Source organism: Pseudomonas sp. PP3 (assembly GCF_905336995.1).
Taxonomy (GTDB): domain Bacteria; phylum Pseudomonadota; class Gammaproteobacteria; order Pseudomonadales; family Pseudomonadaceae; genus Aquipseudomonas; species Aquipseudomonas reinekei.
In genome coordinates this window covers 934,599-950,154 of record NZ_HG995459.1, presented here as the reverse complement: position 1 = coordinate 950,154, position 15,556 = coordinate 934,599, and the positions used below count along the sequence as shown (strand labels likewise).

The 15,556-nt window shown below is 59.8% G+C and carries 13 protein-coding genes; 11 read left to right on the top strand and 2 right to left on the bottom strand.

What is annotated here, in order from left to right; translation table 11 throughout:
• The first annotated feature begins 131 nt into the window (after positions 1-131).
• Complete coding sequence (locus tag KHO07_RS04370) at positions 132-449, top strand: Rieske 2Fe-2S domain-containing protein (RefSeq protein ID WP_212626552.1); 318 nt, start codon at positions 132-134, stop codon at positions 447-449.
• Here the strand turns inward: KHO07_RS04370 and sfsA are convergent.
• Both sfsA and KHO07_RS04360 read right to left on the bottom strand, forming a co-directional pair.
• Positions 446-1,159 (bottom strand): DNA/RNA nuclease SfsA, encoded by a 714-nt coding sequence (gene sfsA, locus KHO07_RS04365; RefSeq protein ID WP_150734786.1) that lies wholly within the window; start codon positions 1,157-1,159, stop codon positions 446-448. The two genes, KHO07_RS04370 and sfsA, sit on opposite strands and share 4 nt — an antisense overlap.
• Complete coding sequence (locus tag KHO07_RS04360) at positions 1,159-2,331, bottom strand: pyridoxal phosphate-dependent aminotransferase (protein WP_212626551.1); 1,173 nt, start codon at positions 2,329-2,331, stop codon at positions 1,159-1,161. The genes sfsA and KHO07_RS04360 overlap by 1 nt, the downstream gene beginning before the upstream one ends.
• Before the next feature lie 334 nt (positions 2,332-2,665).
• Here KHO07_RS04360 and dksA point away from each other — a divergent pair, with 334 nt between their 5' ends.
• From dksA to pgi, 10 genes are all read left to right on the top strand, one after another.
• On the top strand, positions 2,666-3,106 hold the full coding sequence (gene dksA / locus KHO07_RS04355; protein ID WP_075949511.1) for an RNA polymerase-binding protein DksA: 441 nt from the start codon (positions 2,666-2,668) through the stop codon (positions 3,104-3,106).
• Between the two features lie 158 nt (positions 3,107-3,264).
• Entirely contained in the window at positions 3,265-4,161 is an 897-nt protein-coding gene (gene gluQRS, locus KHO07_RS04350; RefSeq protein ID WP_212626550.1) for a tRNA glutamyl-Q(34) synthetase GluQRS, read from the top strand.
• Positions 4,162-4,238: 77 nt separating this feature from the next.
• Complete coding sequence (locus KHO07_RS04345; protein WP_003176118.1) at positions 4,239-4,415, top strand: hypothetical protein; 177 nt, start codon at positions 4,239-4,241, stop codon at positions 4,413-4,415.
• Positions 4,399-7,353 (top strand): sensor histidine kinase, encoded by a 2,955-nt coding sequence (locus tag KHO07_RS04340; RefSeq protein ID WP_191635259.1) that lies wholly within the window; start codon positions 4,399-4,401, stop codon positions 7,351-7,353. The genes KHO07_RS04345 and KHO07_RS04340 overlap by 17 nt, the downstream gene beginning before the upstream one ends.
• 22 nt (positions 7,354-7,375) lie before the next feature.
• A complete protein-coding gene (locus KHO07_RS04335; protein ID WP_212626549.1) occupies positions 7,376-8,815 on the top strand; it encodes a sigma-54 dependent transcriptional regulator in 1,440 nt (479 codons plus the stop codon).
• 718 nt (positions 8,816-9,533) lie between these two features.
• Complete coding sequence (locus tag KHO07_RS04330; protein WP_150734781.1) at positions 9,534-10,934, top strand: polynucleotide adenylyltransferase PcnB; 1,401 nt, start codon at positions 9,534-9,536, stop codon at positions 10,932-10,934.
• Between the two features lie 3 nt (positions 10,935-10,937).
• Positions 10,938-11,423 carry a 2-amino-4-hydroxy-6-hydroxymethyldihydropteridine diphosphokinase gene (gene folK / locus KHO07_RS04325; RefSeq protein WP_212626548.1) on the top strand — a complete coding sequence of 162 codons (486 nt, stop codon included), beginning with the start codon at positions 10,938-10,940 and terminating at the stop codon, positions 11,421-11,423.
• Positions 11,424-11,786: 363 nt separating this feature from the next.
• Entirely contained in the window at positions 11,787-12,587 is an 801-nt protein-coding gene (gene panB / locus KHO07_RS04320; protein WP_150734779.1) for a 3-methyl-2-oxobutanoate hydroxymethyltransferase, read from the top strand.
• The gene (gene panC, locus KHO07_RS04315) at positions 12,584-13,444 is read left to right on the top strand and encodes a pantoate--beta-alanine ligase (protein ID WP_150734778.1); all 861 of its coding nucleotides are present in this window, start codon (positions 12,584-12,586) and stop codon (positions 13,442-13,444) included. Before panB ends, panC begins: the two co-directional genes overlap by 4 nt.
• Before the next feature lie 299 nt (positions 13,445-13,743).
• Positions 13,744-15,408, top strand: coding sequence for a glucose-6-phosphate isomerase (pgi, locus tag KHO07_RS04310; RefSeq protein WP_212626547.1), 1,665 nt, complete (start codon positions 13,744-13,746; stop codon positions 15,406-15,408).
• The last annotated feature ends 148 nt before the right edge of the window (positions 15,409-15,556 follow it).

The following is a 15,556-nucleotide window of genomic DNA, read 5'->3' as shown; positions in this document are numbered from 1 at the left end:
GTCGACAAGCCAAGTATCCTGCACATCTGGCTATTGCTCTCGATCGGGCTAGTTCGCCATTTGATAATTACTCGCATTTTCACGTCAAGCACAAACACATCCGGTCACCATTGCGGGACCTGAGGACCATCATGAAATTTCTGTGTACCGGCATCGAGCTGGCCGATGCCAGTAGCCGCGGCTTCGAGATCGATGGCCAGAAACTCTTCGCCGTGCGCCGGGGTGGCCAGGCTTACGTATACATCAATCGGTGTCCGCACCGGGGTGTCGGGCTGGAGTGGACCCCAAATCAGTTTCTCGACCCCAGCAACAGCCTGATCCAGTGCGCCACCCACGGCGCGCTGTTTCTGATTGAGGATGGCGAATGTGTGTCCGGGCCCTGCGCTGGCCAGTCGCTGTCCCGTGTGGCCTGCCGCGAGGACGCCCAAGGACTCTGGGTCAGTCTTTAATCGCCCAACAGCACTTCCAGCCGGCGATCCACGATCATTTCTTCATGGGTCAGGCTCACGCCGTAGGCCAGTACTTCCACGCCGCTGGCAACTGCCTCACGCAAGGCTGCGGCGTACGCCGAGTCAATTTCCTCGGCCGGACGCACCGCTTCGATGCCGGTCAGGTTCACGCAATACAACTGCACCGCACGAATCCCGTCCCGCGCCAGATGCGCCAGCTCACGCAGGTGCTTGGCGCCGCGCTGGGTTACCGCATCGGGAAACGCCGCCACCGCGACACCGTCAAACCCCAGCGTGACACTTTTCACCTCGACGTAGGCAGGGCCATCGGGGTAGTCGAGGCGAAAATCGATCCGGCTCTTTTCCTGACCGTAGGCCACTTCTCGTCTGAGCTCGGTGAAGCCGTTCAACTCAGTGATCACGCCAGCCCGCAGCGCTTCTTCGATCAAGCCGTTAGCCCGACCGGTATTCACGCAAAAATGCCGACCATGCGGGGTTTCGCCAATTTCCCAGGTACCCGGCAACTTGCGCTTGGGGTCATTTGAGCGGCTGAACCAGACCTGCCCGCCTTCGACCTGACAATTGAGCATCGAGCCGGTGTTTGGACAGTGAATGGTCAGCAACTCGCCGCTAACGGTTTCGATATCGGCGAGAAAACGCTTGTAACGGCGGATCAGCCGACCTTCTTCGAGAGGAGGATGAAAACGCATCAGCCTTGCCAGCTCCGCAGACCACGAGCGATCCGCTCAACCGCCTCTTCCAGGCGATCCAGACTTTGGGTGTAGGCAAACCGCACATGGTGCCCCGCCTGATAGCGACCAAAATCCAGTCCCGGGGTAAACGCCACGTGTTCGGTTTCGAGGAAATGCCTGCAGAACGCGAAGGCATCACCGCCGAACTTGCTGATATCGGCGTACAAATAGAACGCGCCTTCCGGTTCGACGGCGATTCCGAAGCCCAACTCACGCAGAGCCGGCAACAGGTAATCCCGACGACGACCGAATTCGGCGCGGCGCTCTTCGAGAATGCTGATGGTGGCCGGTTCGAAACAGGCCAATGCCGCATGTTGAGCCATGCTTGGCGCGCTGATGTACAGGTTTTGCGCAAGCTTCTCCAGTTCGCCGACCGCGGCTTCTGGTGCAACCAGCCAACCGAGGCGCCAACCGGTCATGCCGAAATACTTGGAAAAACTATTTAGCACGAAGGCACTGTCATCGACTTCCAGCACACTGGCCGCATCGGTGCCGTAGGTCAGGCCATGGTAGATCTCGTCCACCACCAGATGCCCGTTGCGTTCCTTGATCGCCCTGGACAACCCGGCCAGTTCATCCCGGGTCAAGATGGTCCCCGTCGGATTGGCCGGCGATGCAACCAGCGCTCCGACACTGTCGTGGTCCCAATGCCGCTCGATCAAGCCCGGCGTCAATTGATACCGCACGTCCGGGCCGACCGGTACCAACTGGGCAGCGCCTTCGACCAAACGCAAAAAGTGCCGGTTGCAGGGGTAGCCCGGGTCCGCCAGCAGCCAATGCTTGCCCGGATCGACCAACAAGGCACTGGCCAACAACAGGGCGCCGGAGCCGCCCGGCGTGATGAGGATGCGGCGCGGGTCGATGTTCAGCCCGTAACGCTGCTGATAAAACCCCGAAATGGCTTCACGCAGTTCAGGAATGCCGCGGGCTGCAGTGTAACGGGTGCGGCCCGCCTCCAGCGCGGCCTGCCCCGCCCGGATGATCGGCTCGGCGGTAGTGAAGTCCGGCTCGCCGATTTCCAGGTGGATGACATCGTGGCCCGCGGCCTGCAATTCATTGGCCCGCGCGAGCAATGCCATGACATGGAAAGGTTCGATCGCGCGACTGCGGGCACTGTAGGACTGAGCCATTGGCCTTCCTTCAACGAATAAAAAAATCGATTCTACCCAAGCGCAGGAACGAGCGAGAACCTAATGCGGTCAGAGGCCATATGGCCCAGACCACAAACGACTCAAGCGAGCGCCCGAGGTTTGACTAAAATCAATATTTGAGCAGCGCTCCAGAGCCACCAGACAGCGCTTTGCCAGCATTTGCAAGCGCCACGGGCCGCGGGCTCGACATCCGGGAGTAGCGCGGTCTGATTTGATCTGGTAAGTTCGCCCGCTTGCAGCCGCAGGGCCGGCAGGTGTCGGTGATGGAGCAATCCTGCGCAGATGGATTACAAGAGTAGAGGCGGTCTATTTCATGTCCACCCAAGCAAAGCAGCAACAACCGACGATTAGCGGCTTCGAACCCTATAAAGAAGTTCCGGGCGAGGAGTACATGGGCAAGCCCATGCGTCTTCACTTCACCAAGGTCCTGAACAAGTGGAAACAGGACTTGATGCAGGAAGTCGACCGTACGGTTGATCACATGAAGGACGAAGCAGCCAACTTCCCGGACCCGGCAGACCGTGCCAGTCAGGAAGAAGAGTTCGCCCTTGAACTGCGAGCCCGCGATCGCGAGCGCAAGTTGATCAAAAAGATCGACAAGACGCTGCAACTGATCGAAGACGAAGAGTACGGCTGGTGCGAGTCGTGCGGCGTCGAGATCGGCGTCAAGCGCCTGGAAGCCCGTCCTACTGCCGACATGTGTGTCGACTGCAAGACCCTGGCCGAAATCAAGGAAAAGCAAGTCGGCAAATAATTGCGACTTAAACGAACAACGGAGCGTGCGAACGCTCCGTTTTTGTTTCTGACATTCATGATATTTGTAGGAGCCGGCTTGCTGGCGATGGCGATTTCAAAGACGCCATCACCAGCAAGCCGGCTCCTGCGAAATGCTGATCGCGTAAACTCTTGCCCATGACCGCCACCACCTCTCCCGCCTACATCGGACGCTTCGCCCCCACCCCCAGTGGCCATTTGCACTTTGGTTCGCTGGTCGCAGCGCTGGCCTCGTACCTCGACGCACGCGCAGTGGGCGGCCGTTGGCTGATGCGCATGGAAGACCTGGATCCGCCCCGTGAAGAACCCGGCGCCCAGGCAGCCATACTCAAGGCACTGGAAAGCTACGGCTTCGAATGGGATGGCGAGATGGTTCGCCAGAGCGACCGTCACGACGCCTACGCCGAAGTGCTCAATCGCCTGTTCAATCACGGCCTGGCTTACGCCTGCACCTGCTCGCGTAAACAACTGGAGCCGTATCACGGCATTTATCCGGGTTTGTGCCGCAATGCCGGGCATGGCATCGAAGACGCCGCGATCCGCATACGCGTCCCTGAACTGGATTACCACTTCATCGATCGCGCTCAAGGTGAGTTTCACCAGCACCTGGGCCGGGATGTCGGTGATTTCGTGATACGCCGCCGCGACGGGCTCTACGCCTATCAATTGGCGGTCGTCCTGGACGATGCCTGGCAAGGCGTTACCGACATCGTGCGGGGTGCCGATCTGCTCGACTCCACGCCGCGTCAGCTCTACCTGCAGGAATTGCTTGGCCTGCGTCAACCGCGTTACTTGCACATCCCGCTGATTACTCAACCTGATGGCAACAAACTCGGCAAGTCCTACCGTTCACCGCCATTAAGCGAAGACCAGGCCACGCCGCTGTTGCTGCGCGCCCTGCGTGCACTGGGTCAAAACCCCGGCGCTGAACTGGCTCATGGCACACCCCGGGAAGTGCTGGACTGGGGCATCGCCCACTGGGACGCCACGCTGATCCCGCGCACACTCTGCCTTCCAGAGGCGCAGCTGCAGTGATCGTGCTTGCAGTGGCGCGCCCATCCGTTACCATCGCCGCACGTTTTCGGGCACGCGCATAAAAAAGAGAGGCCGGGATGTACATCTATCGCTTGGTCCTGCTCCTGGTAGTGGGGATTTATCTGTTTTCCCCCGCCATCATGGATTGGTGGATCGACGCCACTGGCGCCTGGTATCGCCCTTATCTGCTCTGGCTGATCCTGATCGTCGTGACCTTCATCCTGCAGAGCCAAAAAGATGCCGATGAGCTTTAGCCTGACCCAGATGATCCTGATCAGCGCCGCGTACCTGGCGGTGCTGTTCGGCGTAGCCTGGATCAGTGAACGGGGCATGATCCCGCGGGCGATCATTCGCCACCCGCTCACCTACACCTTGTCGCTGGGCGTCTACGCCAGTGCCTGGGCGTTTTACGGCACCGTCGGCCTGGCCTACCAGTACGGCTACGGCTTCCTGTCCAGCTATCTCGGCGTCTCCGGGGCTTTCCTGCTGGCGCCAGTGTTGCTGTATCCGATCCTGAAGATCACCCGCACTTATCAGCTGTCGTCTCTGGCGGACCTGTTTGCGTTCCGTTTCCGCAGTACCTGGGCCGGTGCGCTCACGACGATTTTCATGCTGGTCGGGGTGCTGCCGCTGCTGGCGTTGCAGATTCAGGCGGTGGCCGATTCCATCGGCATTCTGACCCGTGAGCCGGTGCAGCACCGCGTGGCCTTGAGTTTCTGTGCGCTGATTACGCTGTTCACGATTTTCTTCGGTTCCCGCCACATCGCCACCCGCGAGAAGCATGAGGGGCTGGTGTTTGCGATTGCCTTCGAATCGGTGATCAAGCTGATTGCCCTTGGCGGCGTCGGCCTCTATGCACTTTACGGCGTGTTCGATGGCCCGCAACAGCTGGAGCTATGGCTGCTGCAAAACCAGACCGCCCTCGCCGCACTGCACACGCCGCTGCAGGAAGGGCCGTGGCGGACGCTGCTGCTGGTGTTCTTCGCCTCGGCGATCGTGATGCCGCACATGTACCACATGACCTTTACCGAAAACCTCAACCCGCGCTCGCTGGTCAGCGCGAGTTGGGGTCTGCCGCTGTTTTTGCTGTTGATGAGCCTGGCGGTGCCGTTGATTCTCTGGGCAGGCCTCAAACTCGGCGCCACCACCGATCCGGAGTATTTCACCCTGGGTATTGGCATTGCGGCCAACAGCAAGGCGTTAGCGTTGCTGGCGTATGTCGGCGGGTTGTCTGCTGCCAGCGGCCTGATCATCGTCACCACCCTGGCGTTGTCGGGGATGGCACTCAACCATTTGGTGCTGCCGCTTTATCAGCCTCCGGCCGAAGGCAACATCTACCGCTGGTTGAAATGGACACGCCGGGCGCTGATCGTCGCGATCATCATGGCCGGTTACGGTTTTTACCTGTTGCTCGGCGCGGAGCAGGACCTGGCCAACCTCGGCATCGTCGCGTTTGTCGCCACGCTGCAGTTCCTGCCCGGCGTGCTCTCGGTCCTGTATTGGCCGACCGCCAATCGCCGCGGCTTCATCGCCGGTTTGCTGGCAGGGATTCTGGTGTGGCTGGTGACCATGCTGCTGCCGTTGGTCGGCAACCTGCAGGGTTTCTACATTCCGCTGCTGAACATGATTTACGTGCTCGATGACACCAGTTGGCACATGGCCGCGATCGCCTCGCTGGCCGCCAACGTGCTGATGTTCACCCTGATCTCGCTGTTCACCAATGCCAGCACCGAAGAGGCCAGCGCCGCCGAGGCGTGCGCGGTAGATAACGTGCGCCGGCCGCAGCGCCGCGAACTGCATGCCGCCTCGCCGCAGGAGTTCGCCACGCAACTGGCCAAGCCGTTGGGTGCCAAGGCTGCACAGAAGGAAGTCGAACAGGCCCTGCGCGACCTCTATCTGCCTTTCGACGAACGCCGCCCGTATGCCTTGCGTCGTTTGCGAGACCGCATCGAAGCCAACCTTTCCGGCCTGATGGGCCCGAGTGTGGCGCAGGACATGGTCGAGACCTTCCTGCCTTATAAGGCCGGTGGCGAAAACTACGTGACCGAAGACATCCACTTCATCGAAAGCCGTCTCGAGGATTACCACTCGCGCCTGACCGGCCTGGCCGCCGAACTCGACGCCCTGCGCCGCTACCACCGTCAGACGCTGCAAGAGTTGCCGATGGGCGTCTGCTCCCTGGCCAAGGATCAGGAAATCCTCATGTGGAACAAAGCCATGGAGGAGCTGACCGGGATCGCCGCGCAACGCGTGGTCGGTTCGCGCCTGAGCACCATTGCCGATCCGTGGAAGGAGTTGCTGCAAGGCTTCATCAACGTTCCGGACGAGCACTTGCACAAGCAGCACCTGGCCCTCGATGGCCAGACCCGCTGGCTGAACTTGCACAAAGCGGCGATCGACGAACCGCTCGCGCCGGGCAACAGCGGCCTGGTGCTGCTGGTGGAAGACCTGACCGAAACCCAGATGCTCGAAGACAAACTGGTGCATTCCGAGCGCCTGGCCAGCATCGGTCGACTGGCCGCCGGCGTGGCCCATGAAATCGGTAACCCGATCACCGGTATCGCCTGCCTGGCGCAGAATCTGCGCGAAGAGCGCGAAGACGATGGCGAGTTGAAGGAGATCAGCGGTCAGATCCTTGAGCAGACCAAACGCGTATCACGCATCGTGCAGTCGCTGATGAGTTTCGCCCATGCCGGCAGTCACCAGCACAGCGACGAGCCCGTCTGTCTGGCAGAGGTCGCTCAGGACGCCATCGGGTTGCTGGCCCTGAACCGGCGCAATTTCGAAGTGCAGTTCTACAACCTGTGCGACCCCGATCACTGGGTCGAAGGCGATCCGCAGCGACTCGCTCAGGTGTTGATCAACCTGCTCTCAAACGCCCGCGATGCCTCGCCTCCAGGCAGTGCGGTGCGGGTCAAGAGCGAAGCCGGCGAACACACGGTCGACCTGATCGTGGAAGACGAAGGCAGCGGTATTCCGAAGAACATCATGGACCGATTGTTCGAACCCTTCTTCACCACCAAGGATCCTGGCGAAGGCACCGGTCTGGGCCTTGCACTGGTCTATTCCATCGTTGAAGAGCATTATGGACAAATCACCATCGACAGCCCGGCTGATGTTCAGAGCCAGCGCGGCACCCGTATCCGGGTGACATTGCCGCGTCATGTCGAAGCGACGTCCGCTGTGAACTGAGACCGTCGAGAGTATCGAATCAATGCCGCACATTTTGATCGTCGAAGACGAAACCATTATCCGCTCCGCCTTGCGCCGCCTGCTGGAACGCAACCAGTACCAGGTCAGCGAAGCCGGTTCAGTGCAGGAAGCACAAGAACGTTTCACCATTCCCACGTTCGACCTGATCGTCAGTGACCTGCGCCTGCCGGGCGCTCCGGGCACCGAGCTGATCAAACTCGGCCAGGGCACTCCGGTGCTGATCATGACCAGTTACGCCAGCCTGCGCTCGGCAGTGGACTCGATGAAGATGGGCGCGGTGGATTACATCGCCAAGCCTTTTGATCACGATGAAATGCTCCAGGCCGTCGCGCGCATCCTGCGCGACCGCCAAGCGGTGCAGGCCAGCGGTGAGCCGGTTGCCGGCAAAGCCAGTAACGGCGCGGCCAAATCAGGCCCGGACAACAGCAACGGCGAAATCGGCATCATCGGCTCTTGCCCACCGATGCAGGATTTGTACGGCAAGATCCGCAAAGTCGCACCGACCGATTCCAATGTCCTGATCCAGGGCGAGTCCGGCACCGGTAAAGAACTGGTGGCGCGCGCCCTGCACAACCTCTCCAAGCGAGCCAAGGCTCCGATGATTTCGGTGAACTGTGCGGCGATTCCGGAAAGCCTGATCGAATCCGAATTGTTCGGCCACGAAAAAGGCGCGTTCACGGGCGCCAGCGCCGGGCGGGCGGGCCTGGTAGAAGCTGCCGATGGCGGCACGCTGTTCCTCGATGAAATCGGCGAATTGCCGCTGGAGGCCCAGGCCCGACTGCTGCGCGTATTGCAGGAAGGTGAAATTCGCCGGGTCGGCTCGGTTCAGTCGCAGAAAGTCGATGTACGCCTGATTGCCGCGACGCACCGTGACCTCAAGAGCCTGGCCAAGATCGGCCAGTTCCGTGAAGACTTGTACTACCGCCTGCACGTGATTGCCCTGAAATTGCCGGCCCTGCGCGAGCGCGGTGCCGACGTCAACGAAATTGCCAATGCCTTCCTGGCGCGGCAGAGCGCACGGATAAACCGTACCGACCTCAAATTCGCCCCGGATGCCGAACAGGCCATTCGTCATTACTCATGGCCAGGCAACGTGCGTGAGCTGGAGAACGCCGTCGAGCGCGCAGTCATCCTTTCCGAGAGCCCGGAGATTTCTGCCGAGCTGCTGGGCATCGACATCGAACTGAGTGATCTGGACGATGACGAGTTCATCGGCCTGCCCCCGCAACAGGGCAACGGCAATTCCGGTAACAACAATCATGAGCCGACCGAAGACCTGTCCCTGGAGGACTACTTCCAGCATTTCGTGCTTGAGCATCAGGACCACATGACCGAAACCGAACTGGCTCGCAAACTCGGGGTCAGCCGCAAGTGCCTGTGGGAACGTCGTCAGCGCCTGGGCATTCCACGGCGCAAGACCGGGGTGGCCAGCGAGAGCTGAACCAGACCTGTCTCATGTGCGGGTAACACATGACTTTGTGAAAAAACTGTTACCTCAGTTTTTCCACGTAACAGAAGCCGGGGCTTACGGTAACGAAGCCCCGGCTTTTTTTGGCCTGCACAAACCCCATCAGCACGCCTAACCCCTTGTTTTACTGGGCTTCGCAAAAGTTGGCACGCACCCTGCTATATGTTTGGTACAAGAACAATAACAAGCAATGCACAAGACAATAAAAATAAGACGAATCGACTCACGCACAATAAAAACAAGACGGCGAGAGGCGCAGCTAACTGATTCTTTTGGAGAGGCGTTGTATTTGGGGCTTGCCCCACGACCAGGCCGAGAACAACAAAAACTGTCTTAAGACAGAGCCTGTACTGGTTGGATCGGAAGATCACTGCAATTCAGCGACCAAAGCAATCCGTTTGCTCTTGGCTCCCGATTGGGAGGGTCATGAAGGAAAACTTCATGGCGAGGGCACTTAACAAAAACAAAAAGCCCGAAACCAATAACAAAAATAGAGCATGCAACTACTTCTTGGGGAGCTTCGGCTCCCCTTGTAGTTTCTGCGATTCAGAAAACCCCTCCCCCACAGCATTGCGCCTTACAGCTCATATCTGCTGCGTCCTACACCATCCCCCGACTAAATGCTAGAATCCCCGCCCATCATGCGGTCATTCTTTGTTTTGGCCGAACATTCCTTCAAACAGTGCATCCCATGCTGAAGAAGCTGTTCCAGTCATTCCGTACTCCCCAGCGTCGTACGCAACACATCCGCAGCACGCCTGAAGTGCTCAACAGCGGTCAACACTCGCTGCAAAAGGGCCAATTCAGCCGTTACGCGGTGAACATCGTCGAACGCCTGCAGGGCGCCGGTTACCAGGCGTATCTGGTTGGCGGTTGTGTGCGTGACATGCTGCTCGGCATCACGCCGAAAGACTTTGACGTCGCCACCAGTGCCACCCCTGAACAGGTACGGGCCGAATTTCGCAATGCGCGGATCATCGGTCGCCGATTCAAACTGGTGCACATCCACTTTGGTCGCGAGATCATCGAAGTCGCCACCTTCCGCGCCAATCACCCGCAAAACGACGAAGAGGAAGACAACAATCAATCCTCGCGTAACGAAAGCGGACGCATCCTGCGCGACAACGTCTATGGCACCCTGGAAGAAGACGCGCAACGCCGCGACTTCACCATCAACGCCTTGTATTACGACCCGGTCAGCGAGCGGATTCTCGATTACGCCAACGGCGTACACGACATACGCAATCAACTGATCCGCCTGATCGGCGACCCGAAACAGCGCTACCAGGAAGACCCGGTACGGATGTTGCGAGCCGTGCGTTTCGCCGCCAAGCTGAATTTCGGCATCGAAAAACACAGCGCTGCGCCAATCCGCGACCTGGCACCGATGCTGCGCGAGATTCCGTCGGCCCGTCTGTTCGAAGAAGTACTCAAGCTGTTCCTCTCCGGCCATGCCGCGGACACCTTTGAGATGCTGGTCGACCTGCAACTGTTCGACCCACTGTTCCCGGCCAGTGCCGAGGCGCTGGAGTACAACCCGACTTACACTCACACCCTGATCAGCGAGGCGCTGATCAACACCGACCTGCGCATCAAGCAGAACAAACCGGTGACCCCGGCGTTCCTGTTTGCAGCCCTGCTCTGGCCAGCCCTGCCGGCCCGCGTCCTGCGCTTGCAGGAACGTGGCATGCCGCCAATTCCGGCGATGCAGGAAGCAGCGCACGAGCTGATTGCCGAGCAATGCCAGCGCATCGCGATCCCGAAACGTTTCACCATGCCGATCCGCGAGATCTGGGACATGCAGGAACGCCTGCCCCGCCGCAGCGGCAAACGCGCCGATCTGCTGCTGGACAATCCACGCTTCCGCGCCGGTTACGACTTCCTGCTACTGCGTGAAAGCGCGGGCGAGCAGACCGATGGTCTGGGCGAATGGTGGACGGATTATCAGGACGCCAATGAAAGCGAACGTCGCGACATGATCCGCGACCTCAGCGGCAAGGACGAAGGTAGCGGCGCGCCACGCAAGCGTCGTCGTAGCGGCGGTTCCAAGCGTAAACGCGCAGCGGGCGCTTCGAGCACCACGGGCGAGTAATCCATGGAACGCATCTACATCGGCATGGGCAGTAATCTGGCTGACCCCGCCGAACAATTGCGCAGCGCTGTTGAAGCGCTGGCGCAATTGCCGCAATCGTCGCTGGTCGGGGTTTCCGCCTTTTATCAAAGCGACTCGCTGCTCCCGGGCCAACCGCGCTACACCAATGCGGTGGCTGCCCTCGACAGTAACCTCGCCCCGCTCGCCTTGCTTGATGCCTTACAAGCCATCGAAAACGGCCAGGGCCGCGAGCGACTGGAGCGCTGGGGGCCACGCACGCTGGACCTCGACATCCTGCTGTTCGGCGATCGGTTGATCGATGAGCCGCGCCTCAAAGTCCCTCATTACCACATACAGGAACGGGCTTTTGTCCTGTATCCGCTGGCTGAACTAGCGCCTGCAGCTCTGCGTCTGGCCGATGGCCGCAGCCTTAAAGATCTACTGGCTGCCTGCCCGTTCGTCGGACTGGAACGCTTGTCCGAAGATTGACGCAAATCCACATAGGAGCGGGCCTGCTCCAGATAGCGGAGTCTCGTTCAGCAAAATTGTTGACTGATGCACCGCCATCGCGAGCAGACACACTCCCGCATTGGTTTGCATTGCTCCTACAGAATCTGCTGAATCGCATCAGTCCCCTTCGGTAACACCCCACCCGTAACAATGCGGTAACACACCGGATTGACTTCCCGAGTTCTCATCACGACTATAGGCGTCCCGCTGCCGCCAACACGGCACACACGGGCGCAATCCAGGCCTTATAAGCACGACAGAAGACCGTGCGCCTGAGTAGATGACGAATCACGCGCGTTACTCGCAGTAGTTTCCATAGCGCCTGAACGAGGATTTTTTGACATGCCAGCCATCACCCTGACCACGCTCCAGAGCCTCAAGCAGAAAGGTGAAAAAATCACCATGCTGACCTGCTATGACGCGACCTTCGCCCACGCCTGCAATCAGGCTGGCGTCGAAGTGCTGCTGGTGGGCGACTCCCTCGGCATGGTTTTGCAAGGTCACGACAGCACCCTGCCGGTCACCACTGCCGAAATGGCTTACCACGTTGCCTGCGTCAAACGCGGTAACAGCGACGCGTTGATTCTCGCCGACCTGCCCTTCATGGCCTACGCGACCACCGAACAAGCCATGACCAACAGTGCCCTGTTGATGCAGGCTGGCGCGCACATGGTCAAAGTCGAAGGTGCATTGTGGCTGGCGGACTCGATCCGCCTGCTCGCCGAGCGCGGCATCCCGGTATGCGCGCACATGGGCCTGACCCCGCAATCGGTGAACATCCTCGGTGGCTACAAAGTCCAGGGCCGTAACGAAAACCAGGCGCGACAGATGCGCGCCGATGCGATTTCGCTGGAACAGGCCGGCGCGGCCATGCTGCTGCTCGAATGTGTACCGAGCGAGTTGGCCGAAGAAATCACCCAGGCGGTTAAAATTCCCGTGATCGGCATTGGTGCCGGCAATCGCACCGACGGCCAGGTTCTGGTCCTGCACGACATGCTGGGCCTGTCCATCACTGGCCGCGTACCGAAATTCGTGAAGAACTTCATGGCCGGTCAGGAAAACATTCACGCGGCATTGAATGCTTACGTCAGCGAAGTCAAAGCGGCGACTTTCCCAGGCATCGAACACGGATTCTCTGCATGAACACCGTAAAAACCGTACGCGAACTGCGGGCCGCCGTGGCCCGTGCCCGCAGCGAAGGCAAGCGCATTGGCTTCGTGCCGACGATGGGCAACCTGCACAGCGGTCACGTCGCGCTGATTACCAAGGCCACCCAGCGGGTGGATTTCGTGGTCGCGAGCATTTTCGTCAACCCGCTGCAATTCGGCGCCGGCGAAGACCTCGACAAGTACCCGCGCACGCTGCTGGCCGATCAGGAAAAACTGCTCGAAGCCGGTTGCGACCTGTTGTTCGCGCCCACCGTTGAAGAGATGTACCCCGACGGCATGGCCGGCCAGACCCGCGTCAGCGTCCCGCAACTGTCCGAAGGCCTGTGCGGCGCCAGCCGCCCGGGTCATTTCGAAGGCGTGGCAACGGTGGTCAGCAAGCTGTTCAACATGGTCCAGCCGGACCTGGCGATTTTCGGTCAGAAAGACTTCCAGCAACTGGCGGTGATCCGCGCGTTGGTCCATGACCTGAACATGCCGATCCAGATCATCGGCGAGCCGACCGTGCGCGCGGCCGATGGCCTGGCGCTGTCGTCGCGCAATGGTTTCCTCAGCGAAGAACATCGTGCCGTGGCGCCGGTGGTTTATCGCACGTTGAGCGAGATTGCCGACTCGATCAAGCAAGGTGAGCGGGATTTCCCGGCGCTGATCAACGCGAAAATCCAGCAGCTTGAAGCCGCAGGCTTGCGTCCGGACTACCTGGAAATTCGCCATGCACTGACCTTGCGCCCGGCGACAGTCGAGGATCGGGACCTGGTGATCCTGGTGGCGGCATTCCTCGGAACCACACGATTGATCGACAACCTGCACCTGAACCTCGACTCCCCCCTCTAAACAGCGCATTGCCTATTGCAGGAGCCTGCTGCTGGTTCCTGCAATAGGCATCCGTGCCAGTCCAAGTCGCCTGCCCTAAACCCTGTCTCGTCCCGTTTGTCGGACCGTTCCTAACTTCGATGTTAAAAAAGTACCGGAATCAGGTCAGACAAAGTCAAGACAGATCTCTGCGCGGGGTTTACTGTATTCGCCCTGCGCCATGAATTCGTGTCGACGCAGTTAACCGGGACGCCCACCCATAGCGTTCCGGGATTTTTAGTGTTCAAAAGGCCGTTCAAGTAAAAAGGAAACCCGCAGCGATGGCGTATTACCGCACTCCTCACGACGTGACCGCTCTGCCCGCCTGGCAAGCGTTGAATGACCACCGCCAAGCCATGCAGGATTTCAGCATGCGCGAGGCTTTCAATGCCGACCCGCAGCGCTTTACCCAATTCACCCTTAGCAGTTGCGGCCTGTTTCTCGACTATTCGAAGAACCTGATCAACGCCGAGACCCGCAACCTGCTGGTGGGTCTGGCCAATGAGGTCGACCTCCAGGGCGCGATCAAGTCACTGTTCGACGGCGAAATCGTCAACGCTTCCGAAGGTCGCCCGGCCCTGCACACGGCGCTGCGCCGTCCGGTTGGCGACAAGCTGTCGGTCAACGGCGTCAACGTGATGCCGGAAGTACACAAGGTGCTGAACCAGATCACCGACCTCGTGGGCCGAATCCACGACGGTCTGTGGCGCGGTTACACCGAGAAGCCGATCACCGACGTGGTGAACATCGGTATCGGTGGCTCGTTCCTCGGCCCGGAACTGGTGTCCGAAGCCTTGCTGTCCTACGCGCAAAAAGGCGTGCGTTGCCACTACCTGGCGAACATCGACGGCAGCGAGTTCCACGAGCTGACCATGAAACTGCGCGCCGAGACCACGCTGTTCATCGTCTCGTCAAAATCCTTCAATACCCTCGAAACCCTGAAGAACGCCCAGGCCGCCCGCGCCTGGTACCTGGCTCAGGGTGGTTCGGAAGCCGAGCTGTATCGTCACTTCATCGCGGTGTCGAGCAACAACGCTGCCGCCGTGGCCTTCGGTATCCGCGAGGAAAACATTTTCCCGATGTGGGACTGGGTTGGCGGTCGTTACTCGCTGTGGTCGGCCATCGGTTTGCCGATTGCCCTGGCCATCGGCATGTCGAACTTCAAGGAGTTGCTGTCCGGTGCCTACACCATGGACCAGCACTTCCAGAGCGCCCCGTTCGAGCAAAACATGCCAGTGCTGCTGGCGTTGCTTGGCGTGTGGTACGGCAACTTCTGGGGCGCGCAGAGCCATGCGATCCTGCCGTACGACCACTACCTGCGTAACATCACCAAGCACTTGCAACAGCTGGACATGGAATCCAACGGCAAGAGCGTGCGCCAGGACGGCACAGCAGTCAGCACTGACACAGGGCCAGTGATCTGGGGCGGCGTCGGTTGCAATGGCCAGCACGCTTATCACCAGTTGCTGCACCAGGGCACCCAGCTGATCCCGGCTGATTTCATCGTGCCGATCGTCAGCTTCAACCCCGTGTCCGACCATCACCAGTGGCTGTACGCCAACTGCCTGTCGCAAAGCCAGGCGCTGATGCTTGGCAAGACCCTGGCCGAGGCCCAAGCCGAGCTGCGTGAAAAAGGCATGGGTGAAGACGAGGTGCAGAAACTCGCGCCGCACAAGGTGATCCCGGGCAACCGTCCGAGCAACACCCTGGTGGTCGAGCGCATCAGCCCGCGTCGTCTCGGCGCATTGGTGGCGATGTACGAACACAAAGTCTTCGTGCAAAGCGTGGTCTGGGGCATCAACGCCTTCGACCAGTGGGGCGTGGAACTGGGCAAGGAACTGGGCAAAGGCGTCTACAACCGTCTGGTCGGCAGCGAGGAAACGCCGGCTGATGACCCGTCCACCCAAGGCTTGATCAACTATTTCCGTGGTCGTCACCGCGGCTGACCTGCAGCAATTGCGCAACACCCTGTGGGAGCGAGCCTGCTTGCGAAAGCGGTCTGACAATCAACATCACTGTTGAATGTTATACCGCCATCGCGAGCAGGCTCGCTCCCACAGTTGTTTTGTGTACGACTTGAACCCGTTGTTTACT

Coding starts and splice junctions, on each gene's coding strand:
- KHO07_RS04360 (WP_212626551.1), bottom strand. CDS start 2,331: ATGGCTCAGTCCTACAGTGCCCGCAGTCGCGCGATCGAACCTTTCCAT.
- KHO07_RS04340 (WP_191635259.1), top strand. CDS start 4,399: ATGCCGATGAGCTTTAGCCTGACCCAGATGATCCTGATCAGCGCCGCG.
- panC (WP_150734778.1), top strand. CDS start 12,584: ATGAACACCGTAAAAACCGTACGCGAACTGCGGGCCGCCGTGGCCCGT.
- KHO07_RS04330 (WP_150734781.1), top strand. CDS start 9,534: ATGCTGAAGAAGCTGTTCCAGTCATTCCGTACTCCCCAGCGTCGTACG.
- sfsA (WP_150734786.1), bottom strand. CDS start 1,159: ATGCGTTTTCATCCTCCTCTCGAAGAAGGTCGGCTGATCCGCCGTTAC.
- KHO07_RS04335 (WP_212626549.1), top strand. CDS start 7,376: ATGCCGCACATTTTGATCGTCGAAGACGAAACCATTATCCGCTCCGCC.
- pgi (WP_212626547.1), top strand. CDS start 13,744: ATGGCGTATTACCGCACTCCTCACGACGTGACCGCTCTGCCCGCCTGG.
- folK (WP_212626548.1), top strand. CDS start 10,938: ATGGAACGCATCTACATCGGCATGGGCAGTAATCTGGCTGACCCCGCC.
- gluQRS (WP_212626550.1), top strand. CDS start 3,265: ATGACCGCCACCACCTCTCCCGCCTACATCGGACGCTTCGCCCCCACC.
- panB (WP_150734779.1), top strand. CDS start 11,787: ATGCCAGCCATCACCCTGACCACGCTCCAGAGCCTCAAGCAGAAAGGT.
- KHO07_RS04370 (WP_212626552.1), top strand. CDS start 132: ATGAAATTTCTGTGTACCGGCATCGAGCTGGCCGATGCCAGTAGCCGC.
- KHO07_RS04345 (WP_003176118.1), top strand. CDS start 4,239: ATGTACATCTATCGCTTGGTCCTGCTCCTGGTAGTGGGGATTTATCTG.
- dksA (WP_075949511.1), top strand. CDS start 2,666: ATGTCCACCCAAGCAAAGCAGCAACAACCGACGATTAGCGGCTTCGAA.